The sequence below is a fragment of the Candidatus Zymogenaceae bacterium genome (assembly GCA_016931225.1).
GTDB lineage: Bacteria > Desulfobacterota > Zymogenia > Zymogenales > Zymogenaceae > JAFGFE01.
In genome coordinates, this window is sequence record JAFGFE010000029.1 from 1 (window position 1) to 22,945 (window position 22,945).

Annotated in this window: 25 protein-coding genes; 12 read left to right on the plus strand and 13 right to left on the minus strand. The window is 56.5% G+C overall.

Annotation, left to right across the window (positions count from 1 at the left end):
- The first annotated feature begins 311 nt into the window (after nucleotides 1–311).
- The 5 genes from JW885_11895 to JW885_11915 are packed head-to-tail and all read left to right on the plus strand — an operon-like array spanning nucleotide 312 to nucleotide 7,112.
- Nucleotides 312–974, plus strand: coding sequence for a TetR/AcrR family transcriptional regulator (locus tag JW885_11895; protein ID MBN1882869.1), 663 nt, complete (start codon nucleotides 312–314; stop codon nucleotides 972–974).
- 48 nt (nucleotides 975–1,022) lie between these two features.
- Nucleotides 1,023–2,201 carry an efflux RND transporter periplasmic adaptor subunit gene (locus JW885_11900; protein MBN1882870.1) on the plus strand — a complete coding sequence of 393 codons (1,179 nt, stop codon included), beginning with the start codon at nucleotides 1,023–1,025 and terminating at the stop codon, nucleotides 2,199–2,201.
- A gap of 1 nt (nucleotide 2,202) precedes the next feature.
- On the plus strand, nucleotides 2,203–5,316 hold the full coding sequence (locus JW885_11905) for an efflux RND transporter permease subunit (GenBank protein ID MBN1882871.1): 3,114 nt from the start codon (nucleotides 2,203–2,205) through the stop codon (nucleotides 5,314–5,316).
- A 48-nt stretch (nucleotides 5,317–5,364) separates the two neighbouring features.
- Nucleotides 5,365–6,327, plus strand: coding sequence for an MBL fold metallo-hydrolase (locus tag JW885_11910; protein MBN1882872.1), 963 nt, complete (start codon nucleotides 5,365–5,367; stop codon nucleotides 6,325–6,327).
- A gap of 32 nt (nucleotides 6,328–6,359) precedes the next feature.
- Complete coding sequence (locus JW885_11915; GenBank protein ID MBN1882873.1) at nucleotides 6,360–7,112, plus strand: alpha/beta hydrolase; 753 nt, start codon at nucleotides 6,360–6,362, stop codon at nucleotides 7,110–7,112.
- A 50-nt stretch (nucleotides 7,113–7,162) separates the two neighbouring features.
- Here JW885_11915 and JW885_11920 read toward each other — a convergent pair whose 3' ends face one another.
- The 5 genes from JW885_11920 to JW885_11940 form a co-directional block, all read right to left on the minus strand.
- On the minus strand, nucleotides 7,163–7,348 hold the full coding sequence (locus JW885_11920) for a hypothetical protein (GenBank protein ID MBN1882874.1): 186 nt from the start codon (nucleotides 7,346–7,348) through the stop codon (nucleotides 7,163–7,165).
- A 61-nt stretch (nucleotides 7,349–7,409) separates the two neighbouring features.
- Nucleotides 7,410–7,598 (minus strand): hypothetical protein, encoded by a 189-nt coding sequence (locus tag JW885_11925; GenBank protein ID MBN1882875.1) that lies wholly within the window; start codon nucleotides 7,596–7,598, stop codon nucleotides 7,410–7,412.
- Nucleotides 7,599–7,644: 46 nt separating this feature from the next.
- Nucleotides 7,645–8,163 carry a hypothetical protein gene (locus JW885_11930; GenBank protein MBN1882876.1) on the minus strand — a complete coding sequence of 173 codons (519 nt, stop codon included), beginning with the start codon at nucleotides 8,161–8,163 and terminating at the stop codon, nucleotides 7,645–7,647.
- A complete protein-coding gene (locus JW885_11935; GenBank protein MBN1882877.1) occupies nucleotides 8,156–9,145 on the minus strand; it encodes an ADP-ribosylglycohydrolase family protein in 990 nt (329 codons plus the stop codon). Before JW885_11935 ends, JW885_11930 begins: the two co-directional genes overlap by 8 nt.
- A 36-nt stretch (nucleotides 9,146–9,181) precedes the next feature.
- Nucleotides 9,182–9,871 (minus strand): endonuclease III, encoded by a 690-nt coding sequence (locus JW885_11940; GenBank protein ID MBN1882878.1) that lies wholly within the window; start codon nucleotides 9,869–9,871, stop codon nucleotides 9,182–9,184.
- A 399-nt stretch (nucleotides 9,872–10,270) separates the two neighbouring features.
- On the opposite strand from JW885_11940, the gene JW885_11945 reads away from it, so the two are divergent.
- The 3 genes from JW885_11945 to JW885_11955 all read left to right on the plus strand — a co-directional run bounded on the left by JW885_11945 (nucleotide 10,271) and on the right by JW885_11955 (nucleotide 12,716).
- Nucleotides 10,271–11,065 (plus strand): methyltransferase domain-containing protein, encoded by a 795-nt coding sequence (locus tag JW885_11945; GenBank protein MBN1882879.1) that lies wholly within the window; start codon nucleotides 10,271–10,273, stop codon nucleotides 11,063–11,065.
- A gap of 70 nt (nucleotides 11,066–11,135) precedes the next feature.
- Nucleotides 11,136–12,212 carry an SMP-30/gluconolactonase/LRE family protein gene (locus JW885_11950; GenBank protein MBN1882880.1) on the plus strand — a complete coding sequence of 359 codons (1,077 nt, stop codon included), beginning with the start codon at nucleotides 11,136–11,138 and terminating at the stop codon, nucleotides 12,210–12,212.
- Nucleotides 12,213–12,290: 78 nt separating this feature from the next.
- Complete coding sequence (locus JW885_11955; protein ID MBN1882881.1) at nucleotides 12,291–12,716, plus strand: hypothetical protein; 426 nt, start codon at nucleotides 12,291–12,293, stop codon at nucleotides 12,714–12,716.
- On the opposite strand, the gene JW885_11960 is transcribed toward JW885_11955, so the two are convergent.
- Nucleotides 12,670–13,188: an N-acetyltransferase gene (locus JW885_11960; protein MBN1882882.1), complete on the minus strand. Its 519-nt coding sequence runs from the start codon at nucleotides 13,186–13,188 to the stop codon at nucleotides 12,670–12,672. The two genes, JW885_11955 and JW885_11960, sit on opposite strands and share 47 nt — an antisense overlap.
- A gap of 194 nt (nucleotides 13,189–13,382) precedes the next feature.
- Here JW885_11960 and JW885_11965 point away from each other — a divergent pair, with 194 nt between their 5' ends.
- On the plus strand, nucleotides 13,383–14,192 hold the full coding sequence (locus JW885_11965; GenBank protein ID MBN1882883.1) for a hypothetical protein: 810 nt from the start codon (nucleotides 13,383–13,385) through the stop codon (nucleotides 14,190–14,192).
- 92 nt (nucleotides 14,193–14,284) lie between these two features.
- Here JW885_11965 and JW885_11970 read toward each other — a convergent pair whose 3' ends face one another.
- From JW885_11970 to JW885_11990, 5 genes are all read right to left on the minus strand, one after another.
- Nucleotides 14,285–14,950, minus strand: coding sequence for a cyclase family protein (locus tag JW885_11970; protein ID MBN1882884.1), 666 nt, complete (start codon nucleotides 14,948–14,950; stop codon nucleotides 14,285–14,287).
- Nucleotides 14,951–15,028: 78 nt separating this feature from the next.
- On the minus strand, nucleotides 15,029–15,553 hold the full coding sequence (locus JW885_11975; GenBank protein MBN1882885.1) for a GNAT family N-acetyltransferase: 525 nt from the start codon (nucleotides 15,551–15,553) through the stop codon (nucleotides 15,029–15,031).
- Nucleotides 15,554–15,580: 27 nt separating this feature from the next.
- Nucleotides 15,581–16,237: a hypothetical protein gene (locus JW885_11980; protein ID MBN1882886.1), complete on the minus strand. Its 657-nt coding sequence runs from the start codon at nucleotides 16,235–16,237 to the stop codon at nucleotides 15,581–15,583.
- The gene (locus tag JW885_11985) at nucleotides 16,237–17,067 is read right to left on the minus strand and encodes an EFR1 family ferrodoxin (protein MBN1882887.1); all 831 of its coding nucleotides are present in this window, start codon (nucleotides 17,065–17,067) and stop codon (nucleotides 16,237–16,239) included. The genes JW885_11980 and JW885_11985 overlap by 1 nt, the downstream gene beginning before the upstream one ends.
- A gap of 57 nt (nucleotides 17,068–17,124) precedes the next feature.
- Nucleotides 17,125–17,553, minus strand: a complete 429-nt coding sequence (locus JW885_11990) for a peptidylprolyl isomerase (GenBank protein ID MBN1882888.1) — start codon at nucleotides 17,551–17,553, stop codon at nucleotides 17,125–17,127.
- Nucleotides 17,554–17,817: 264 nt separating this feature from the next.
- Here JW885_11990 and JW885_11995 point away from each other — a divergent pair, with 264 nt between their 5' ends.
- From JW885_11995 to JW885_12005, 3 genes are all read left to right on the plus strand, one after another.
- Nucleotides 17,818–19,044, plus strand: a complete 1,227-nt coding sequence (locus JW885_11995; protein MBN1882889.1) for a DUF2088 domain-containing protein — start codon at nucleotides 17,818–17,820, stop codon at nucleotides 19,042–19,044.
- Nucleotides 19,045–19,153: 109 nt separating this feature from the next.
- The gene (locus JW885_12000; protein MBN1882890.1) at nucleotides 19,154–19,624 is read left to right on the plus strand and encodes a GNAT family N-acetyltransferase; all 471 of its coding nucleotides are present in this window, start codon (nucleotides 19,154–19,156) and stop codon (nucleotides 19,622–19,624) included.
- A 327-nt stretch (nucleotides 19,625–19,951) separates the two neighbouring features.
- Nucleotides 19,952–20,473 carry a hypothetical protein gene (locus JW885_12005; protein ID MBN1882891.1) on the plus strand — a complete coding sequence of 174 codons (522 nt, stop codon included), beginning with the start codon at nucleotides 19,952–19,954 and terminating at the stop codon, nucleotides 20,471–20,473.
- A 401-nt stretch (nucleotides 20,474–20,874) separates the two neighbouring features.
- On the opposite strand, the gene JW885_12010 is transcribed toward JW885_12005, so the two are convergent.
- A complete protein-coding gene (locus tag JW885_12010) occupies nucleotides 20,875–21,786 on the minus strand; it encodes a nitroreductase family protein (protein ID MBN1882892.1) in 912 nt (303 codons plus the stop codon).
- 371 nt (nucleotides 21,787–22,157) lie between these two features.
- The gene (locus JW885_12015) at nucleotides 22,158–22,829 is read right to left on the minus strand and encodes a zinc-ribbon domain-containing protein (GenBank protein ID MBN1882893.1); all 672 of its coding nucleotides are present in this window, start codon (nucleotides 22,827–22,829) and stop codon (nucleotides 22,158–22,160) included.
- Nucleotides 22,830–22,945: the final 116 nt, after the last annotated feature.

A 22,945-nucleotide genomic window follows, 5' to 3' on the forward strand; every position in this document is an offset into this window, starting at 1 on the left:
GTTTTTGGCTAATCCATCTTAACAGGAAGACCGTGACTCGTCTTCTATTTACTCGTCACCTGTCAACACTTTTAGTGACTAGGGCATTTTATTATCCGGTCAAGCGTTTTTTCCCTGAAACTCCTGGAGAATACTGTCCAGTATCAAAACAAAAAACATATTGATGATAACGCCCTTTTTTAAATCCAAACATTTTCTCCTTGTACATTATCACATCATTGTCAGGTATTTTCAATTCTTGCTTGACATTTCGGTTTTTTCTGATATATTAGACATATTATGCAAAATGTCTAATTATATAAGTATTGCCAATGAAACAAGAAACGAAAGACAGAATCCTCGATGTGGCGCTGCAGCTCTGTCAGAAACAGAGTTTCTGGGCGTTGAAAATCGATGATATCGTCAGGCACAGCCACATTTCCCGGGCCACGTTTTATAACTATTTCAAGAGCAAGGACGATCTCATCTTCACCCTGTTTGAAAACGAGCTCGATAAAATACAACAGGATATTATGTCCGCCGTCAATCTCAAAGACGATATCCGGGAAAGCCTCAAGAACTATCTTTTGCATAGCCTCCTCTCCATGATGGAGTTCGCACAGACACTCAACATACACCTTGAGGAAATCCAGGTTCTGCCGTCGATTCCCAAGAAAAAGATGGATGCAAAAAAGGAAAAAGACATTCGTATCGTCAAGGATATCCTGAAACGGGGGGTCGATTCCGGCGATTTCTTCATTGACGACCTCGACCTGACATCCCACATGACATGGATCATCATGACCGAAATCGGCAGGACCGCCATCGTCGAAAACAGGGACGCCGAACAGGTTGAGACGGATATCAACACGTTTTTAAGTGTACTATTTTACGGCATTACCGGTGCCTCCAAAGAACAACAGAAACGGAAGCACTATCATTCACAGACTGATTCACGGGAAGCGCATCTCTCATATGATTCCGGCACAGACTAACAGACACACATCGACCGGGCGAGCGCAAACGACCAAGGAGCTATCAGGATGAATTTGAACTACTACGAAATCAAGAACTCAGTAACCGGCATGATAAAGAAAATACTGTCGCTGATCAAGGAACACAAAATCGCGGCAATCGTGCTGCTTCTGGTGTGCGTCTTCTTCGTTGCTCGAGTACACGGATATCTCAATCAGGAAGAGGTCCTGTCACTGGAGAAAATATACGAACGGGACGGGTATCCTGTGGAGACGGTCACCGTCAGCCCCGGCACCCTGGAAGTCTGGAAGGAGTTTTCCGGCACGATCCGGGGTGAACGTCAGTCGGAGTTGACCTCCAGCCTTACCACCCGGGTCCTGGAGGTGCATGTCACCGAGGGCGACGAGGTAAGCGAGGGCGATCTCCTCATCACCCTGGATCCGGACGACGCAGCGTACAGCGCGGCAATGGGGGGGTATCGCCAGACCAAGGAACAGTACAACCAGGCCTACCGGGATTACATGCGGGTCAAGGAGTTGTACGAGGCGGGCGCCGTCTCCAAACAGGAGTACGAGGCGGCCAGGACCACCTTCGAGGTCTATCGGGCCACCTATGACGCCGCCAGTGAGCTGGTGAAGATCACCTCACCCATGGACGGCACCGTCACCGAAATCACCGTCAGCGAGGGAGACCCGGTCTCTCCGGGGGATATCCTTGCCACAGTGGCAATCATCGATACGGTGCGTATTGAATCATACACCAGCGCCGAAAAAACCCGCCTGATTGAGCCCGGCCTACCGGCCCGGATCGTGGTGGATATGCCCGATGGGGAAAAGACGGTGGAGGGGACCGTGGAGTCGGTGTCGCTTTCGGCCAACCGGGATACCGGGCTGTTCGAAATAAAGGTGGTGATGAACAACAAAGAGGGGCTCCTCAAGCCCGGAGTCGTCACGAGGTTTGACATCCTCATCTTCACCGCCGACGACGCCCTGACCGTTCCCTGGGACGCGGTCATATCAGCGAGCGACGACCGATACGTCTACACCGTGATCACGGATCACAACAGTGACGGTAATGAAAATCCATCACTCCCCACGGCCCACCTGCAGCCGATCATACTGGGCTGGGAGACGGAAGAGCTCGTCCAGGTGCAGGACGGCCTCGAGAAGGGGGACATGGTGGTCAAACGGGGCCAGAATAAACTGGTCGACGGATCTCCCCTGAACCTGCTGGACGGGGAGAGCTGATATGAAAATCGTTGAGGTATCCGTCAGACGCCCGGTTCTCACGGTGATGTTGATTCTCGTCTTTGTCATCATCGGCCTCTATTCATACCGACGGCTCACCATCGACCTCTTTCCCAAGGTCGACCTGCCGATGATCACCATCACCACCAAATACCCCGGCGCCGGCCCCAGCGAAGTGGAGAGCCAGGTCACCGAGAAGATTGAGGACGAGCTCAGCACCGTCAGCAATGTGAAGACCATCGACTCGGTCTCCATGGAGAGCGTCTCGGTGATATACGTCGAATTCGAGCTCGGCGCGGATATCGACATCATGTCCATCGAGGTCAAGGACAAGGTGGACGCCATCCTCTCGGACCTGCCCGATGACGTGGAGGCCCCGTCCATCGTCAAATTCGATATAAACGCTCTTCCAATCATGAATCTGAGCGTTTCCGGCCCCGATACCCTGGACAATATCTACAATTTCGCCGACAACGAGCTTCGGGATCGCCTCAACCGTATCGACGGCATGGCGTCCGTGGAGATCGTGGGGGGTCTCGTCCGGGAAATCCAGGTGGATGTCTCCACCGAGGCCCTGAATCGCTACGGCCTGACCATCACGGACCTGGTGGGTCTCATCGAGGTTGAAAACAAGGATGTGCCCTTGGGGAAACTCACCGCCGGAGACGAGGAATACACCCTTCGGCTCATGGGGGAATTCGACTCGGTGGATGACCTGGCGGAGGCCACCTTCGCCATGCCCAGCGGCGCCACGGTGCGGCTGTCCGACTTCGCCGTCGTGACCGACGGATTCGCCGAGCGTGAGGACTCCGCCACATTCCAGGGACAGCCCAGCGTTGGGGTCATCCTCAACAAGCGCTCGGACGCCAACACCGTGAAGGTGGCCCTGGAGGTGTTCGACGTCATCGATGAACTGCGCCCGATGCTCCCCCCGGGGTACGACATCGGCATCGCAATGGACCTCTCCGAATTCATCATGAAGTCGGTGAGAGACGTCTTGATTAACATCGTGTTGGGGATTATCATCACGTCACTTTTCCTGTATGTGTTCCTCCACGACATCAGAAGCACCCTCATCGCGTCCCTGGCCATGCCCACGTCCATCATCTCGACGTTCATTCTGATGTTCTTCGCCGACTTCACCCTCAACGTCATCAGCCTCATGGCCCTGGGCATTTCCATCGGGATTTTGGCGACGAACTCCATCATCGTGCTGGAAAACATCTCCCGCTATATCGAAGAGGGGCACCCCCCCGAAGAGGCGGCGGTGAAGGGGACCTCCGAGATCGCCATCGCGGTCATCGCCTCGACCCTCACAAACGTCATGGTCTTCACCCCCATCGCCTACATGAGCGGGATCGTCGGGCAGTTCTTCAAGCAGTTCGGCCTGACGGTGGTGTTCGCCACAATCTTTTCGCTCCTCGTCTCCTTCACCATGGCCCCCATGCTGGCGACGAAGTTTTTAAAGCCGTCAAATGATAATGATACGGACGGCCGCAGGCAGAAGGAAAGCCGTCATTTCCTGGCGATTCGTCGGTGGCAACGGCGGTTCTTCGCCCTGTGGGATGAACGATTCAAAAAACTGTCATCCGACTATCGAAGCGCCGTGGCGTGGTGTCTGGATCATCGCCCCCACACGATCGGCACGGTCATTGTGATATTCTTCTTCTCCCTGTTTCTCCTCTCGCTGGTTGGGGGCGAGTTCACCCCCTACAGCGACGAGGGATACGTCAGTATCCAGGTGACCATGCCGTCGGGAACGCCCATCGAGCAAACCGAGGACATCCTGACCGACATCGAGGCCATTGTCCTGACCCACGAGGAGGTCGAGACCGTCTTCATAACGGTGGGGGAGGGAAACTCCGGTGTCAACGAAGGTGAGATCATCATCGGTCTGGTGGATCTCTCGAAAAGGCGGATATTGACCACCGATTTCATCAACATGATACGCCCGGAGCTGGCGGTCATCCCCGAGGCGGAGATAGCCGTCTACGAGAAATCTCAGGGCCGCAGCGCCGAGGCCGGTATGACCATCGAGGTGACGGGCACCGAGATGGATACCCTCTCAACCCTTGCGGGAGAGGTGGAATCGATCGTCGACGCCATCCCCGGGCTGGTGGACGTGGACACCTCACAGGAGGACCCGCAGCCGGAGATCCGCTTCATCCCGGATCGCGATATCATCTCCGATTACGGCATTACCACAGCGAACATCTATTCGGTTCTGAGGGCGTCGTACGAGGGGGAGGTCGCCTCGGTCTATCGGGAGGGCGGCGAGGAATACGACATCCTGGTACGCCTGAGCGAAGCGGACAGGAAAGATCAGGACCTGTTTGAAAACCTGCTGATCCAGACTCCCCGTGGCCTGGCCCCCCTCACCCAGTTCGGCAGGGTTGAGCACACACTGGGAGAATCGGAGATACTCAGAAAGGACAGGCAGAAGCTCATCGAGGTCACCGCGAATATCGGCACCGGCACCCTGGGGAAATACCAAGGCATCATCAACGCCAGGGTCGACACAATCGATATACCCGAGGGTTTTGCGGTAAGTTTCGGCGGTGAGAGCGAACGGATGGCGGAGGCCTTCCAGGCCCTGTTCGAAGCCCTCTTCATGGCCATTATCCTCACCTACGTGGTGCTGGCGGCGATTCTGGAGTCTTACATCCACCCCCTGACCATCCTGGTGACCGTTCCCCTGGGCCTCATCGGCACAGCGGTGGGGCTGTTCGTGTCGGGGATGAGCATCAATATCTTTTCCCTCATGGCAATGGTCATGCTCGTGGGGATCGTGGTCAACAACGCCATCCTTATCCTCGACTACACCAACGAACTAAGGGAGGGGGGGAAAATCCCGCGGGAGGCCCTGCTGGAAGCGTGTCAGGTGAAGTTTCGCGCCATCGTGATGAGCACCCTGGCCATCGCGTTCGCCATCCTGCCCCAGGCCCTGGGCGGCAAGGATGCGGGATTCCAGGTGGCCATGGCCGTGGTGACCATGGGGGGCGTGCTCTTCTCCGCGGTGTTCACCCTGTTTTTAATACCGGTGGTGTACGAATATATGGATCGTTTTACCGTCCAGGGGAGAAAGAAACGCCCGGCCCGGGCGGAACGGCGTTAATGCCGCGCTTCCGACTATGAAAAACACGCGTAACACAGGAGAGCGGGCATGTCCTCCCGGCGCCTGATCGAGAGCCGAGTCACCAACGACATCGTTTGTCTGGCCCCGGAAAACGCCATGTGGCCCGCACCGGCCAATGTATATGTGGTCACGGAACCCCGGGGGCGGTTCTCCCTCATCGATACGGGCTGCGGCGATACGGAAACAGTCGATCGGCTTACCGAAAGTCTGTCGCGGCTGGATCTCTCTCCCGGGGGGCTTACGACCCTGGTTATCTCCCACGCCCACCCGGACCACATGGGGGCCGCCGGGCGGTTTGTCCGGGCATGTATCAAGGACGGCGCCGATCCTGAGGTACTCATCCACGAGGACGACGCCCTGCAGGCCCAGGAGCCCCGGCGCCTGACGGAATCCTACGATATCGATCTCGCGGTTGAGACCTATGGAGACGTCCCTGAGGTTTCGGACCTGATGCGCTTTTTCGATGATTTCGGATGTCCCATGCGGCGCATCGATCCCACGGGGACGATTCGAGAGGGGGACATCGTCAATCTCGGGAGATACTCCTTCGAGGTCATCCATACGCCGGGCCACTCCCCGGGCCATATCTCTCTTTACGACGCATCGTCGGGCGTGCTCTACGGCGGGGATATCGTGGGGGACATCACGGCGTGGTATACGCCGTCCTCGGGCGGCGTGACCGGGTATCTCGAAAGCCTGGACAAGGTTGAGAAACGCTCACCACGCATCCTGATGCCCTCCCACGGACAAATCCCTGACTCCCCCCAGGGCGTCATCGACAACGTACGCATGCGGCTCCTCGCCAGGGAGAAAAAGGTCCTGGATATCCTCACAGGTGTGCGGCTCTCCCTCAGAGATCTGACGGACAGGATGTTCCAAAACGAGATGGTCAGATTCTTCCCCGGCACGGGCATCACCATGAGCCACGTCCAGCGGCTTGCGGCACAAGAGAGAGTACACGTCACCAACGGCCTGATCTCTCTGCCCTGAAACATATCGCTATCATTTCAACGGGTGTACCCATGTCTATAGAACACCGCTTCCTCTTCTTTCCCGAATCCCACATATACTACACCCCGGACCAATTCGGCCTCGCGTATGAGGATATCACCTACTCGACCGATGACAATGAAGCCATCAATGCGTGGTATGTCCCGGCGTCACAGGACGCGCCCGTATTGATCTTTTGTCACGGAAACGCGGGCAATATCTCCCATCGTCTCCCCAACATCCGACTTTTGGCCTCCTGGGGGATTTCCTCTTTCATATTCGATTATCGGGGATTCGGCAGAAGCACAGGCGACATCACCGAGGAGGGGATGTACCTGGACGCCCTGGGGGCGTATCGTTATCTGACGGAAGATCGGGGAGTTGATCCCGCACGCCTCGTTCCCTTCGGCCGGTCGATGGGTGGTCCCGTGGCCGTGGACCTGGCAACGAGGGTGAATGTCCCGTGCCTGGTGGTGGAATCCACCTTCACGCAGCTTTCCGACCTGGTTGAAAGCGTGTACCCGAACATGGGACTGGAATCACACCTGACGATGGTTTTCGACGCACAAAATAAGATAGGAGAGGTCGGGTGCCCGACGCTCTTCATCCATGGAGATTCGGACGACATCGTGGACTACCGATTGGGCCGTGCCCTCTTCGAGAAAGCGAAGGAACCCAAGCGGTTCTACACCATCCCGGGGGCACTTCACAACGATACGTTCGATGTGGGCGGTGAGGAGTATTTCAGGATCCTCACCGATTTTATCACACAACACGCATCATGAATGCACGAGCGGGCCCGAGCAGAGCGCTTGGGCCCGCCCACATCTCAGTCTCAGTCCCTGAACGCCCGCTTCATCTGGCTGATGGCAATCACAAAGAGCAGGCTGACCAGCGAAAGGGCGAAGAAGGAATACGGTCCGAAGCTTACAATGCCGGTCGGGATGAAAAGCCGGACCACGAATGCCAGCACAAGACTGACAATCGCCGCCAGCAAAAACAGGTTGGCTAATAACTTCATACCATCCTCCCATTCGGGCTTGGGTATCGACCGATACCCTCCCCCTTATCGTGTACCGCGCCTATTTTTTATTCGACCAGTGCATGAGCGTCAGGGAGATGGCGAACAGGAGGCAAACGGTTGCAAAGCTCATAAAAGATCGGGGATATAGATCGAATGCAAGAGGCCACATATTTAACACCTTGACCACAACGCCCATCACCAGCGACGCAAACGCCGCCACAATAAAAGCCCAGGAAAAAAATCTCATGTCATCCTCCTTCATACCGGTATGGTAGATTAAATTATATATCGGGTTATACCCATTTGACCACTTCCTTTACGGTGCACCCCAGTTTTTCCAGGGCGCCCATCACCTCGCGGCGCTTGGCGTGATCCGAAATGGTGTAATCGAATCCCATCCTGAGGCGATGCTTCAGCTCGTGAAAGTCCATCTTGAACGCCGAGGCCAGTTTTTGCGCCGCGGCGTCGAGGGCCGCCTCGTCTCCCGGCCCGATGATGCTCAAAAAATACTTTTGGGAAAATTTGTAGGAACAAAACGGGCACGCGCCGTAGGCCTGGTCGATCATCTTGGAGCACTGGGGACACTCCTTGGTGTTTTCCATCGCATGTATGGCCGAGTCGAATATCGGCGTCGATCTCGTTACGAGCTGTTCTATCTGAAAGGCCAGCTCATCCATGACGGTAAGGATTTCCCGCTGACGCCTGCCGGCGCGAAGAAGAAGAAACGGTATCGGAACAAACAGCACGAACGCCAATATACCTATAAAGACGGCCAGATAGTAGAACATCGGTTGGTTTAAAAACTCAGGCATGTTTCAACTCCGCCAGGCGTAACGCCAATTCTCTGATGTACTCCCTTCCCTTTTCGCCGTTTTCCATGACGGCGAGCCACTGTTTCGGAATAGAGTCGACACCCCAGTATGCCCCGGCAACGGCCCCGGCCATCGCGCCGATGGTGTCTGTATCGCCGCCGGAGTTCACCGCCGCCATCACCACATCGGGGAATCCCCCCTCCATTCGATGAACCAGAACGAACGCGGCGAGCGCCGCCGGAACCGCCCCCAGGGCGCTGACGTCCCGGCTGAACGTCGATACGATCTCTTGAATCGCCCCGTCAAGGTCGCCCGCCGAAAGACCCTGTATCCGGGAAATCTCGGAAACCGCATCCTCGGTGAATTCCCCGGCGGCCCGGGCCGCATCCCCGACAAGGGAATCGACGGAGAGCGTATCGCCCTCCACGGCGTGGCGCACCGCCCTGCCCACGGCCACGGCCTGGGCCACCGCCCCCGCCACGCCGGCGGGGTGGATGTGGGTGATCTCGGCGGTGTGGACGGCCATATCGATGAGCAGCTGGTCGTTGTCGTAAAAAAACATCCCGACAGGCGCGATGCGCATGGCGGCGCCGTTCCCCCAGCTGTCTGTCCCGACCATGTGTGCGGGGAGACCGGACTCGATTCGGCGCATTACCCCGAGTATCCGCCGGCCGTAGCCCCGGCTCGGATCGAAATTCGAAAGAAACTTTTGGGCTGCGCTTTCCTGGAGCATGGCGGCGGAAAAATTCGGGCCTCTTTCCGCGCACTCCACCAGCGCCTCCATCAGCCCGATCATCATCTGGGTGTCGTCGGTATATACCCCCCCGATGGGGGCCGACAGAAGGCCGTATTCGCGCTGAATCGATTCAGGATCCCATCCCTCCACCTGAGCGCCGAATGCGTCGCCCACCATGGTTCCGAGGGCAATGCCCGCGAAAACGTCCCGTATATCTCTTGGTTGATCGTTCATGGATGCTGACATTATAAACGCTTCCATATCCCGTGTGCAAGGGAGAAATCAGTCCGGCGACGATGGAACGGTATTTCCCCCGCCGTCGCCTTTTTTCAATCCGGTGGGACACCAACCCAGGGCGGGGCACGATTCGCACGCAATCCGCCGGGGTCCGCACACCGTCCTTCCCAGACGGATCAGGTTGATGTGAAAATCATAGTAGTGCGAAGGCGGCACCAGCCGCTCCATGACGTCATGGGCGGCGTCCGCGCTCATCTTCTCGGGAATCAGTCCCAGGCGCGTTCCCACCCGATGGACATGGGTATCCACGGGAAACGCCGGACGCCCCAGGGAAAAGAGGAGGACGATGGCGGCGGTTTTTCTCCCCACACCGGTAAACGACAGCAATTCCTCCCGCGCCTCATCAACGCTCATCTCTGCCAGGTAATCCATGTTGAGCTTTCCCCGCTTCCGGTCGATGGTTCGAAGTATCTCCTGTATCCGGGTCGATTTCTGGCGGCCCAGCCCGCCCGTGCGGATGGCTTCCTCCACCTCCTCCCGGTCGGCCTCCAGCACATCCCGCCATCGGGGAAATTTTTTCCTGAGCCGCTCATACGCCCGGTCTCTATTGGTATCCGTGGTGTTCTGGGACAGAATTGTGAAGATCAGCTCGCTCAGGGGATCCTTGGGATGATTCAGGACCGGCGCTCCGAAGTGTTTGTTCAAAGCGTCGATGAGCTCGCAGAGCGGGGGCATGAAATCAGCCTCTCCTTGTGCAATCGGTTCAGGACCGGCGGGACGGGCGTTATCGGAAAAAGGCAATCCCTGTGTTTTTCGGGACGCTTTCCCTCGGTATCGTCGCATATCTCCGGCACTCCCGACGGGTACCGCCGAGGCGCCCCGTCTGGAGCGTTTTTTCCGGTACGAACAACCATATCACGAATACCTCCCGAATGCCAGCGGGTTGACATACGCCGTCTCGGCCCCTGAATCGATCGCAAATTTGCATGCCGCCCCGCCGGTTGTTTTCACGGAAAACCCCGTATAACCTCACAATTTCCGTCTTGTGTTCCTCTCGATTGTTCTGTAATATGCTATGGACATCGTTCAATTCTCACCATGCGCCGGCATCCCTCTATAAAGGAATATAGTAATATGACCACATATATTCACGGCACATCCCACGATGAGCAGGTGCGCCTCAACACCCTAAACGCCCTGACGAACCAATCGTTTATGTCCTACCTGGGAGAGCTTTCGGAAAAGGATATCGCCGATTTCGGCTGCGGCACCGGCGTTTTGATGGCGAACATTGTCCGGCGTTTTCCGACATGCTGCATCACCGGGATCGAGCTTTCCCCCGATCAGCTCCGCCAGGCGGAAATGCGCCTGGGAGACGTGGAGGCGGCCACGCTCAAGCAGTGCGACGTATCGTCCAGCGGCCTTGCAGACGGGGCCTTCGATGTGGTCTACTGCCGCTACCTGCTGGAGCACGTTATCGATCCGGTGGCCGTGGCACGGGAGATGATGCGGGTCACACGCCCCGGCGGAACCGTCGCCGTCCAGGAAAACGACCTCCATAATGTCCTGTATTATCCCGAGATAGAAGGGATGACGGAGGTTCTCAGCCAGTTCTGCATCCTTCAGCAGCAGATGGGCGGCGATCCGTTTGTGGGCAGAAAGCTTTTTGATATATTCAAACAGGCCGGGGCCGAACAAATCGAGCTGGCTTACGAGCCGGAGATCTACACCGAGCACGACCCGGATCCCTACCGGGCCTGGCTCTATAACGCAACCGGCATCTTCCGGGGCGCCGGCCAGGAGCTGCTGGGCCAGGGGATGGTCGATTCCGTCCTCTTCGACGACGTACTGGCCCGGATGGAGGAGCGGATACACCGGCCTGTGGGGGTGGCCCTGTTTCACTGGAACCGTGCCCGGGTGACGGTGTAGGTGAGGATGTGCATGTACATAACAATATATACTCTTTTTACACACCTATTCTTTCCATAAGGAGCGTCGCATGAAAAAACTGCTTCTCAGTCTCTGCGGGATCGTGATCCTGCTGGTACTCTACCTCCTTTTCTGGCCGGTACCCATCGATCCGGCGGCATGGAACCCGCCCGAGGCCCCGGCCCTGGAGGGAGTGTACGCGGTCAACGACAGGCTCAGTGCCGTCGAGCGCCTTGAATCCGGCATGGGCTCTCCCATCGAGGGGGTTGCCATCGACAGCGAGGGATACATCTACGGCGGCCTCAAGGACGGGCGCATCCTGAAGTTTTCCCCGGAGGGAGAAAACCCGAACGTCTTCTCCGAGATCGACAGTTGGCCTTTGGGCCTCGATTTCGACGCCGACGACAACCTGATCGTCTGCGGCGGCCATCTGGGTCTCCTCTCCATCGACCGGGAGGGAGAGGTTACGGTACTGACGACGGAAGCCGACGGCCTTCCCTTCAAAAACGTCGACGGCATGGACATCGCCCCCGACGGAATTATCTATTTCAGCGACGTCTCATACAAATATTCCGACGCGGACTACATGGACGACCTGATGGAGCATCGCCCCAACGGCAGGCTCCTCTCCTATGATCCGGACACGAAGGAAACGAGCGTTGTGTTATCCGACCTCTATTTTCCCAACGGCGTCGCGGTCAGCCGGGACAATGATTTTCTCCTCATGGCGGAGATGGGGGCGTACCGGGTGCTCAGGGTAGAGCTTGTTGGGTCGAATCGGGGCGAGGCACGCGTCCTGATCGACAACCTGCCCGGATTCCCCGACGGCCTGGGCAGCGGCGAACACGGCGTGTTCTGGGTGACGATCGTCTCCCCCCGGGACGAGCTCGCCGATTCAGTTCTTTTCCCGAAGCCGTTTTTGAGAAAGATCGTGCAGAGACTGCCCGAGGCCCTCATGCCAAAGGCTTCCGATTACGCGTTTTTGCTGGGGATAGACAAGGAGGGGAATATCCTCTATAACCTCCAGGACCCCGCCGGAAGTTACGGACAGATCACGAACGTGCTGGAATACGAGGGGATGCTCTACCTGGGAAGCCTCTCCGAGGACGCCGTCGGGCGGATGCCGGTGCCTGAATCTTCAGAATAGACCGCCCCGCTTCGTTTCATATTTTTGATATAACAACCCCCCCGTGCTACGCTCGAAGAAAGCACCGGGGGGTTTTTCATGAACAAGACCGCAAAAGACGTGCTTGATGATCACCTGTCGCTGTGCGTCCTGGCATACGCCCGGCTGACCGCACGGCATAACGGGCGGGGTTGCACAGAAAAGAGGAAAGATGATACGATGACGCTGGCGATACAGGCCGCGTCGCTCTTCACCGTCTCAACCATGAACGCCCTGGGAGATCGGGGGTGTAATGCCCGTGCCCTCGACCTCACACGGGAGCTGTTCCGAGAGATGGAGGACGTCCCGTCCATCGGGAAGGCATGCACGGCATCCCTCGGGCTTTTGTCGGACACGTTGTTTCGCAGGGAAGATGCTCAGGGAGGAGGGGCGGCTTCGGAAAAGGACGGATCGGCAACAGACACAGCCTGTGCCCGGGTCACATCATTCCGTCGAAAGCGGGGGAAAACACCACCTTTCCCGTGACGCCGTCCAGTGCCCCGCTGATGCCCTCATATACCATAAACGCATCCGGGGGGATATCTCCATCCACCGACAGCCCCCTCTCATTCGCCGGACGGAATCCGAATCGGGGGTAGTATTCGGGATGGCCGACCAACACGATGATATGATACCCCAACCGCTGGCACTCGGCCAGGCCGTGCCTGACCAGTTTTGAACCGATCCCCCTCCTCTGGTACTCGGGGACGACGGAAACCGGCCCCAGGCACAGGGCCGGGATGTCCTCACCCTCGGTCTGTATCGTCATGACGCTGAAGATGATATGACCCACCAGAGTGTCGTCGTCTATGGCCACCAGGGACAGCTCGTGGATGAAGTCATCCGACTCTCGAATACGATCTACGAGCCTCGGCTCCTCGTCGCTCCGAAATGCCTGTTCCGTCAGGAAATATACCTCTTTTCTGTCCGATTCCTCTTCCCGGCGTATCGTAACCATCGATGACATCTCCACTGTATGTAGGGCGATACGACGGATTACGCCGCCGTGTCGCCTTTGAATTTACGGCATATCGACCTCAACCGCCGCCTATTACAGCAGCATCCTCCCCGCCCTGTCAACAAAAAACCTTGATTCAATCGAAAAAACGGTTACTATAGTATCATCATCATTCATTCTTTTCGAGAGGATCGATGCAACCACATGATGTCGAATCCCTGATCACGATACTATCGGGCGTCGTTATTGTCGGCGTCGCCTTCGCACTCTTTTTTGTAAAGAACAGCCAGAAGAAGCGCCGGGCCGAGGCCCTTTCGGATTTCGCCCTGCGGTCAGGCTTCCTGGTGGATGCGCCCACGGACGGGGGATCCACCCCTTCACCGGGCGCGCCGGGCTATCCCACGGGCCCCGGCGAAACCACCGGGTCCCCCATCGCCGATTTTCTGGTCGGCATACTCAAGCAGGTGATGGGCCAGCCCCAAACACCCAAGAGGGCGGCGCTTTCCACCGAGGTGTCGGGCATCCTGTTCTTCAAAAAGCACTCGTGGCGGAAGATGGAGAACCTCCTCTACCAGGAATATCAGGACGGGACGATCTATCTCTTTGACGGGGCATGGGCCAAGGGGAACAACAATTACTACTATCGGACCGTCGCCGTGGCGTCCGACCGGCGGGTGGATGTCCCCCACTTGAGCGTCACCCGGAAATCACTCCTGAACAGTGGCAACAAGAAGATCGGCCCCGTGGTGGATATTGGATTCGACCCGGATTTTTCGGAGCTGTTCGTGCTCCGTGGAGCAAACGACTACGAGACGATGAGCGTCTTCAACGACACGCTCTGCCGCTGGATGGTGGAAAAAAAGGAGCTGATTCACGATCTGGAGGCGTTCGGGATGATCGTCGTCCTATCGGGGCCGAGAAAGCGCCTGACCACGGAACAGACGGGCGAGCTGGCCCTGGCGGCCCGAGAACTGGCGAACATGTGGGCGGGAACGGCGCGGTGAGATTCAATCCCGCTATTTAATTAAGATGAATGTAATATTCTAAAATGGGGCTTTCTTTTCTTCTTTATTTTAAGTACCTCCCGAAAAGTTTATTAGACCCGCACCTCCGCAAACGCCCGCACCGGAAACGATGCCCCCTTGACGATAGCCAACGGCACGGTGAAAAAGCGAAATCCGCCCTCCGGAAGCCCTCCCAGGTTCGTCATGTTTTCCACGATCAGGACGTCGTTTTTCAGAAGCAGGGAGTGAACGGGCCTCGCCTTGTCCCCGGAAGTGTTGTCGACATTCAAAAAATCCACCCCCACAAGATGCGCCCCCGCATCCACCAGGAACTCGGCGAAGGCGTTTGAGAGATACGGCCCTCCTTTATTATATGTATCGGTGCCGTAGTATCGATCCCAGCCGGTACGCACCAGCACCGCCTTCCCACTCAACTTTTCCCGGGGGATATCGGGCGTCACCTCCCGGCTCTTTTCCGCGTCCCAGTCGAGGACAATCCCATCCAGCCCCGCCGTCATCGAAAGCGGAAGCCCGGCCAAATCCCGCCTCTCCTCGTATCGATGAAAGGGGCTGTCCAGATACGTGCCGCTGTTCATGGGAAGACTGACCCTCCCCAGGAAAAATCCCGCCTTATCGTCGTACAGCGGGCTTGAAGCCTCATGATCATACATCGCCTCCACGGTAATGTGTCCCATTCCCGGATAGGCGGCCATACCGTCGGAGAGGGGGTGGCTCAGGTCGATGTATTTAACGTTCATCTTTCATACCTTTCGCATAGTGTGTACCAAAATCTTGTGACCATCGATCGGGAACCCCCGACCGCTCCGACGAGGGGACTATCCCCTCTTCTTTCGCCACGTGGGGTCGGCCAGCACCACCGATGTTTCGACCTGTCGGTCGGGGATGCGCCAGTATGTTTTCAGAAGACGCTCCTTTTCCTCGGGCGTCACCAGCATGAAGCCGTGTTTCTCGTAAAATCGTATTGCCCAATCGGCGTCGGCCCAGGTCCCGATGAGCACCGGGTTATCGATTTCCGAAAGGAGGTGAGAAAGAAGGGTCGAGCCGACGCCGCCCCTCCTCTGGATCGTTCTGACGTAGGCGTGCCGGATGAGGGTGACATCCCCCCGATCCTGCACGCCCATCACCCCCATAAGTTCGCCGTCCACCTCGCAGCCGGTGAACATCACCCCGTCTTCTATTTCGGAGAGAAGCTCCTCCATCGGCATGTACGGCTCGTGGTAGCGATCGACGGGGATGACGCCGCGATAGGCGACCGCCGCGTCGTTGATGATATCATACATCACCCCCACCTCGTCGGACGATATCTGTCGTACGAGGCGGTCGGGAATCGTTCGTTTCATTGTTTACCGCATTGAGAATATCGAGAATTAGAGATGTCTACTCTCCTGAAACAGGACAACACCGACAACTCCGAACCAGACGAGAAACCACATGAAGGACGCGACAGAAAGAGACGGCACAAACAGGCCGAAGAGGGCCGGCACCATCAGCACCGTCCCGACCAGGGTCAGGAGCCGTTCCCGGATTCGTTCCCCCCACAGCCACACCCCCGCCAGGGCGGCGGCGGTAAACGGGAACAGATAGCTCAGGGCGGAGATGATGAAATAGGCATATATCGGCACGGCATCAACGGGAGCCGACGCCCCCATCAGTCGAACCTGCACCATCGACCAGCCGATCTGGTTTTCACAGAAATCCAGAATCGCCCCCGTCACCCCCAGGATCACCACCAGCCATCCCATCTTCCCCGCCCGCTCCCGGGTCAGAACGCCCAGACCCAGCCAGGCCAGGACCACACCGATGATAAAAATCGAATCCAGGCTGAGCATCAGGGCCGACAGGTTGGCGAACTCGATGAATTTGTCCGGCGCCATCGGCACCTCTCCCGTGAGGATTTCCATGCCCGGAAACTCGACCTCCAGGGGCCAGAAGCCTACGGCGAACACCGCCATGACCACCAGCATGATCACCGCGACCAGCGCCCCGACAGCGCCGCTCGCCAGAAGATGCCTTTTTCCGTTCATCACGCTACTCCTTGATACAGCGTCGGCTTCAACGCACTATAAAATTTCTTATTCAGCCGGGGCTTGTCCCGTGATGTTTCTGAAAATGAGATCGCACCGGCGGGACAGTTGTGGATGCACCTGAGGCAAAACTCACAGTTTTCTTGATCGAATACCGGAGCCTCTTCCTCCATCCGCCAGCAGCCCCGGATGCATTCCTCTACACACCTGCCGCAGGATGTACAGAGGCCTTCATTCACGCGCATCCGATTCTTACACCGATTGTTGTTCTTCTCCCCCAACAGCCTGTGGGGGGCGTTCAACAGCGTGTACCAGACATACCGGGGCATCCGGAGCGTCGCGTCCCCGCCGTTCAGTGACTCCCTCACCCCGGAGACGAATTTGTCTATCTTTTCCGGGGCGCGCTTTTCGTAGCGGAACATCGGCCCGATCCACCCGGGCAGCATCAGGGCGCCGTCGCTGGCGGGCCCCCTTAGGCCCATGTGTCCGGTCGTGATGTACCCCTTCTTCGCCAGGGAACGGGCGGCAACGCGAAAGGTATGATCCGGATACAGGCCGTAAGTGATAAAAAGGTGCACCGGGATCGGTTTTTCCGCCACCGGCAGCATGTCGAAAAACTCCCGCATGGAGCGGGTGGGGTTGCCGTGATAGGTCGGAAATCCGAACACGAGGGTTCGATACGACGGGATTCGGCCGGTATCGTACTCGAAGGAGATCGGGACCAGGTCCACCGACCCCGATTGCTCCAGCTTTTCCGTGATCACCGTCGCAACAAGCTTCGTGCTGCCGGACCCGGAATGGTACAGAACCGCGATAGTTGGAACTGTCATCGGTCCTCTCTCGAAAAAGGCATCTCGAATACGGTTTTTTAAAAAATACGGAATCTGTCAGACAATCTCCATCAACGTAATCTGAAACGTCAGGTCACGGCCGGCCAGGGGATGATTTGCATCCAGCGTGACCGAGTCGTCGGTGACGTCCGTCACCTGTACCATCACCGTCTGACCGTCCCTGAGGTGCGCCTGGAGCATCATGCCCTCTTCGGGATCGTTTTCCAACGGGATCTGGTCCCGCTCGATGGTCAGAACGAGCTCGTCATGATGCGGACCGTAGGCATCTGTCATCGGCACGTGAATCTCTTTATTATCACCCGCGGCCATCCCCACGACGGCGTTGTCAAATCCGGGAATGACGTCCCCCGCCCCGATCGTGAACTCCAGAGGCTCCCTTCCCTCGGACGTGTCGAAAACCGTCCCGTCTTGAAAACTGCCGGTATAGTGAACCTTTACGGTATCTCCCTCTTTCGCGTTGGTCATTACGGCTCCTTTCCATTTGTATGTTTATATATCATAACATACCGCCCATCAGGTTCAAAGGGCGTATTTGAAAAGGGTCGAGGGCCCTTTTGCCGTCACGCTGATGGGGGGGTCGTATCGGTACAGGGAGGGGGGGCGTCTCGACGGTGCAGGGGGACATCCCGCCATCTCTCCCCTTCGGGAGAGAAGAGAAATCCATCGCCATGTCGGATCGATTCTGCTATAATTTACACTATGTCTGACCGCTTTGAGGAGGAAACATCTATGAAAGTAACGCTGCCTGAACTCTTCTGGTATGGAAACAAGACCGTCGATATTTCTTTTCCCGAGGACTGGGACGTGGAACTCTGCCCCATGAAGGGTGCTTCGAAACAGCCGATTTCAAGAGACGACATCGCCGCGGCCGTCCGATCCCCCATCGACTCCCCTCCCCTGAAGGAACTTGCACGGGGGAAAAAACGCGCCGTCATCATCTTTGACGACATGACCCGGCCCACGCCGGCGGCGGACATCGCGCCCATCGTCATCGAGGATCTTTTGGCCGGGGGCATGAATGAGGACGACATCACCTTCGTGTGCGCCCTGGGAAACCACGGCGCCCTCAACAACCACGACCTGAGAAAGAAGCTGGGCGCCGATATCCTTGAGCGATTCCGGGTGTACAACCACAACGCCTACGAAAACTGCGTGGACGTGGGCACCACGAGCCTGGGCACAAAGGTGCTCATCAACCGAGAGGTGGCAGGGGCCGATCTGAAAATAGGCATCGGCTGCGTGACCGCCCACGCCCAAACCGGTTTTTCCGGCGGCGGAAAGATCATCCTTCCCGGCGTGTCTCATTACGACACCGCAACCCACTACCACAAGGACGTCTACGAAATGGACCCGGCAAGCTGCGGCCTGGGCAATTTCGACAACAATATCCTCAGAAAGAACATAGAGGAGGCGGCCCGATTGGCGGGGCTGGACTTCAAGATAGACGTGCTCTTCAACGAGCGGGGCCTTGTGACGGACGCTTTCGCCGGCAACTTCGTCCAGGCCCACAAAAAGGCCGTGGAGGTCGCACGGTCCCACTACGCCGCCGACCCGAGGCCCTCAAACAAGAACGTGGTGGTGGCAAACGCCTTCGCCAAGGCCAACGAGATGGCCATCGCCATCCTCTGCGGGGTGCTGGGTCTGGAAAACCTGACCGGCACGGTGGTGGTCATCGCAAACGCGCCGGAGGGCCAGGTGACCCATTACTTGATGCGGAGTTTCGGCCGGGATTACGGCGGCCTGGCGCATCCCCAGGGGCAGCTCATCCCCTCGATCAACCTGATTGTGGTTGCGCCCTACAAGGATCGCCTCTTCGCGGATTGGCTCGCCAACCCGGAACAGATCATCTGGACGAAATCCTGGGACGAGGCCCTGGGACACCTGACCGAGCTTCACAGCCCCGGGACCTCCGTGGGGGTGGTGCCCAACGCCACGATGATGTACTACAGCTCGTAACACTCCCCGACACGACACCCTACACGGGCGCTTCCCGAAAGGGCGGGTGCCCGTGTGTATAGATGACCTATATACAGTAACGGACACACAATCTGGAGGCACCGAAATCATGGCCTTTTTCATACGGCCGGCACAGAAAGCGGACGCAACCGCCCTGGCGGAGATTACCGGTGAATTCGAGATGTACGCCTACGGCTCCATGAAACCAAAGGCGGATATCATGGACCGGGTGCGGGAGCGCATTGACACGATCCTGGGGAGCGATCGTCACCTCCTGCTCACCGCTTGGGACGATTCGGGCGCTTTGTGCGGATACGCCGCCGTCCACTGGCTTCCGTATCTGTTTCTTCCAGGGGTGGAGGGGTATCTCTCGGAGTTGTTCGTCGGGGAAAAATGGCGGGGGACGGGATTGGGATCGCTGCTCATAAGCGCCGTTGAGGCCGAAGCGGTAAAACACGGATGTTATCGGCTGATGCTCATCAACAGCCGTGAGCGGGAATCATACGAGCGGGATTTTTATAAAAAGAAGGGCTGGGCGGAGCGACCCGAGATGGCGAATTTCGTCCGCATCCTGGTGTGACAGGCTCGTTCCGTCACGGTGCTCCCGTATCGGCGTCATGACCACCTGTCTTCTCCTCCACCTGATTTTCCCTCTCCTCCCGCTCATGCCAGCCAAGGTTGGTCTCCGCCAGCTTTTGAAGATCTTAAAATATTTTTCATTTTCCATTCATTTGATTCTCTTTTAATTCGACCTTTCTTAAAAAAGTATGACGTTCAAGTATAAAACAATACCCATTTTTTCAGATTTTTCTGTTTTTTCTTGACAACTAAAAAAGTTACCTATAAATTTCTTAAATCTTTTGAATAAATGTATAGAAGTACTCACATTGGATGGGAATAAACAATTATGAGCAGTAAAAAGTCCTCCAATACGGTAAGAAATGAAAGGGGAACCCCTTTATACAAATTAAATAGGCTAAGAGAAAATGTCCTCACATCGCTACTTGACGACTTAGTCAATATGAAAGAAACAGGACTTGAGGATGATTATTGTAAAATCATTGATAGATCTTTAGAATACACTACTAATTTTGCAACTGAAATCCCCTCGTCATATATTCGTGCGCCTTTATATAAACATTTCAGCAATTTTAGAGAAACATATAAAAAATGGAATGATCTAAAAGGTGATTCTAAAGAAATAGTTGCAGAAAGAGAAAAAAAGCTAAAAAAGCTCCGAAAAATCAGGAAAAAAATAACAGATAGTATAAGTATGCGGCAGGTAGAACTTCAAAACAACCTGGATGAACAGGTTTTAACAGACATTTACCATTCTTTTCACTTAGTTATAGTCAAAGCACCTGAAGTGTTTGTAAACTTAAGCAAAGCACTATATACAATAGTAAAAAAGATTGGAAAATTCTTTTGACATTTTGGGTAAATAAAACTGATATCTTAAATAATTCCTGAACCAACAGTAGTCCCACCTCAGCCTCCCCCTAAAATCTTCCACCGCCTCCCTGTGATCTTTCTAGAAACTTTTTCTGTATATACGTTCAATAAAGATCTCCGTCTCCCTATTCATGCATTCGTCTTGCATCTCCCGACGGAATCCCTGGGGCGACAGAGCCGATCATGCAGCTCGAAAGCCCCAGGGATTCGGCGGTGAGCATGGCGTAGGTGGCGGCCGCCAGGGGGTCCGCCGGATCGACGCCAGCTACGGGGGAAAAGGCCGGCTAACACCGGCCTTTTATCACAAATCAAAAAAATACTTCCTTATCCAACCACCCTACCACCTGATCACATCCCGGGTGTCGCACGCCCTTCGTATCAATAGAACCGCACCCCGCCGAGGCTCCTCGTCACACCCCTTCGGTACGACATCCGTGAATAGCCGAAGATGACCATGATGCCCTGTCGGCTCCTCTTCGGGATGCCGTATTTCTCCTTGACTTTTCCGCCGCCTGTCTGGAGAAACGGGGCGACTGAGCCGATCATGCAGTTCGAAAGCCCCTGAGACTCGGCGGCGAGCACGGCGTATGTGGCGGCCACCAGGGGGTCCGCCGGATCGGCGCCGGCGGATGTGTAAAAATACATCGCCAGCGGCGCATTATAGAGCAGCCAGTCGACCCCCTGTTCCCGTTTTTCACGCAAGACGTCTATCAGCGGAAGCACGAAGGTCTTGAGAGATTCGATCTCCTCTTTCGCGTAAAAGGCGCGCATGAATATCCGCATCGGGAGAGAAAACACCCAGCGGGATTTCACCATGAGATCGACCATGTCTCCTGCGAATTCCGCCACCTTTTCACGATTATCCAGAATCAATATCTCCACATCCGACGGCGGAATGCCCATGGGCGCCGTGGCGACGGCCTCCACGACGGCATCGATGACGTTTCGGGGGACGCCCCGGTCGTCGAACGTCCGGACGCTCCGCCGAGAGCGCATCAGGTTCAACAGCTCACCATACTTCGTCCGGGACGCTTCGTCGGGGAGATCGAAGAGCATCTCCGGAGACATGTCCCTGCCCCGAACGATAACGGCGTTGTTGGGGCACACCATCATGCAGTGTCCGCACCCGATACAGCCGAAATATCGATCCTGATCGACCGTCACCTGGCCGTCCGTCATCTGAAGGGGCGCACCGTGACACACCGATACGCACCTGCCGCAGCCTGTGCAGAGGGCGGCATCAATGACAACGTCCGCCGCCGTATCGAACCGCGCCGTTTTCAGAGCCATCTATATCCTCCCATCGCCGTGTATACAGAGAAAGGACCGGGGCCTACCCGAATCCCTTTATAAAAAAAATTCGAGACCGATGCTCCGGTCTCGAATCATATCATCTTCCCCGAAAAAATCAACACCGACCCTTTGGAGATATCGTCCTTTCCACAATAAACGGTATGCGCGGCAGTTCCGGATTTCGGGGCGACAGGCTTCATCGTCCCGGGAATGCTCCTCACCCTCTCATCCATGATCGGTATGATCCCGGCTCCCCCGGACGCCCCGTCGTTCTCACCGATGTCGTCGTGTCCTTCCGTACCACCGCCCTTGACGGTGCCGAATCGACACATCCGGCATCACACTGAGGCCTGTGCAACGCGCCGGGATTACTCCAGCGGCTCCGAGCTGGAAGCCACCTGGAATCCGGTATATATGGCGAGGCCGTAAAACAGGAGATCGATGATGGAAAACCATCCCCGCATCACCCGACCGATGGTATTCGGATCGGTCAACACATCCGAGAGGACCTGCATGAACGGAATACCGTTGTTCTTGGCGATAAAGGCGCACGCGGCCGTCAGGTTTCCCAGCACGACGCCGAAAAGGGACAACCCGCCGCCAAGGAGCCCCATTTCCATGCCGCCCCGGTCCGACGCGACGCGTATGGTTACCCCCACCAGGAGCCCGATGCCGATGGCCATGAAGCCGATCTGAAAACCGGTGAGTCTGGTGATAACCGCCCAGACGGCCGCGCCGATGACGGCGGCCACCGTACCCGCGATGACCACGCCCGGCAATCCCATGCTCACGCCCGGAACTTCCATACCTGCGGGGGCGGTACCGACTCCCGAGAGGGCGGGGCGGGGTTGTGCCGGTTCCATTGAAGACATCGGGGGAGGGGACGGAGAGAGGGCCGATGATCCGGGGGTCGTTTCGTGGGGACCGATAAAGAATGACTCTTTACAGGCGGGGCACCTCACGTTACGACCCTCGGGCGGAATGAGCTTTTCGTTGATGTTTCCGGTATGACCACACGAGGGACAAACAATCTGTTTCATGATACGTTGTGTTGCAGTAAAAAAGTATTATATGCCCTAGTCACTAAAAGTGTTGACAGGTGACGAGTAAATAGAAGACGAGTCACGGTCTTCCTGTTAAGATGGATTAGCCAAAA

Bases quoted from the DNA above. Each gene is read 5' to 3' on its own strand.
- JW885_11895 (MBN1882869.1), top strand. From the start codon at position 312: ATGAAACAAGAAACGAAAGACAGAATCCTCGATGTGGCGCTGCAGCTC.
- JW885_11900 (MBN1882870.1), top strand. From the start codon at position 1,023: ATGAATTTGAACTACTACGAAATCAAGAACTCAGTAACCGGCATGATA.
- JW885_11905 (MBN1882871.1), top strand. From the start codon at position 2,203: ATGAAAATCGTTGAGGTATCCGTCAGACGCCCGGTTCTCACGGTGATG.
- JW885_11910 (MBN1882872.1), top strand. From the start codon at position 5,365: ATGTCCTCCCGGCGCCTGATCGAGAGCCGAGTCACCAACGACATCGTT.
- JW885_11915 (MBN1882873.1), top strand. From the start codon at position 6,360: ATGTCTATAGAACACCGCTTCCTCTTCTTTCCCGAATCCCACATATAC.
- JW885_11920 (MBN1882874.1), bottom strand. From the start codon at position 7,348: ATGAAGTTATTAGCCAACCTGTTTTTGCTGGCGGCGATTGTCAGTCTT.
- JW885_11925 (MBN1882875.1), bottom strand. From the start codon at position 7,598: ATGAGATTTTTTTCCTGGGCTTTTATTGTGGCGGCGTTTGCGTCGCTG.
- JW885_11930 (MBN1882876.1), bottom strand. From the start codon at position 8,163: ATGCCTGAGTTTTTAAACCAACCGATGTTCTACTATCTGGCCGTCTTT.
- JW885_11935 (MBN1882877.1), bottom strand. From the start codon at position 9,145: ATGTCAGCATCCATGAACGATCAACCAAGAGATATACGGGACGTTTTC.
- JW885_11940 (MBN1882878.1), bottom strand. From the start codon at position 9,871: ATGCCCCCGCTCTGCGAGCTCATCGACGCTTTGAACAAACACTTCGGA.
- JW885_11945 (MBN1882879.1), top strand. From the start codon at position 10,271: ATGACCACATATATTCACGGCACATCCCACGATGAGCAGGTGCGCCTC.
- JW885_11950 (MBN1882880.1), top strand. From the start codon at position 11,136: ATGAAAAAACTGCTTCTCAGTCTCTGCGGGATCGTGATCCTGCTGGTA.
- JW885_11955 (MBN1882881.1), top strand. From the start codon at position 12,291: ATGAACAAGACCGCAAAAGACGTGCTTGATGATCACCTGTCGCTGTGC.
- JW885_11960 (MBN1882882.1), bottom strand. From the start codon at position 13,188: ATGGTTACGATACGCCGGGAAGAGGAATCGGACAGAAAAGAGGTATAT.
- JW885_11965 (MBN1882883.1), top strand. From the start codon at position 13,383: ATGCAACCACATGATGTCGAATCCCTGATCACGATACTATCGGGCGTC.
- JW885_11970 (MBN1882884.1), bottom strand. From the start codon at position 14,950: ATGAACGTTAAATACATCGACCTGAGCCACCCCCTCTCCGACGGTATG.
- JW885_11975 (MBN1882885.1), bottom strand. From the start codon at position 15,553: ATGAAACGAACGATTCCCGACCGCCTCGTACGACAGATATCGTCCGAC.
- JW885_11980 (MBN1882886.1), bottom strand. From the start codon at position 16,237: ATGAACGGAAAAAGGCATCTTCTGGCGAGCGGCGCTGTCGGGGCGCTG.
- JW885_11985 (MBN1882887.1), bottom strand. From the start codon at position 17,067: ATGACAGTTCCAACTATCGCGGTTCTGTACCATTCCGGGTCCGGCAGC.
- JW885_11990 (MBN1882888.1), bottom strand. From the start codon at position 17,553: ATGACCAACGCGAAAGAGGGAGATACCGTAAAGGTTCACTATACCGGC.
- JW885_11995 (MBN1882889.1), top strand. From the start codon at position 17,818: ATGAAAGTAACGCTGCCTGAACTCTTCTGGTATGGAAACAAGACCGTC.
- JW885_12000 (MBN1882890.1), top strand. From the start codon at position 19,154: ATGGCCTTTTTCATACGGCCGGCACAGAAAGCGGACGCAACCGCCCTG.
- JW885_12005 (MBN1882891.1), top strand. From the start codon at position 19,952: ATGAGCAGTAAAAAGTCCTCCAATACGGTAAGAAATGAAAGGGGAACC.
- JW885_12010 (MBN1882892.1), bottom strand. From the start codon at position 21,786: ATGGCTCTGAAAACGGCGCGGTTCGATACGGCGGCGGACGTTGTCATT.
- JW885_12015 (MBN1882893.1), bottom strand. From the start codon at position 22,829: ATGAAACAGATTGTTTGTCCCTCGTGTGGTCATACCGGAAACATCAAC.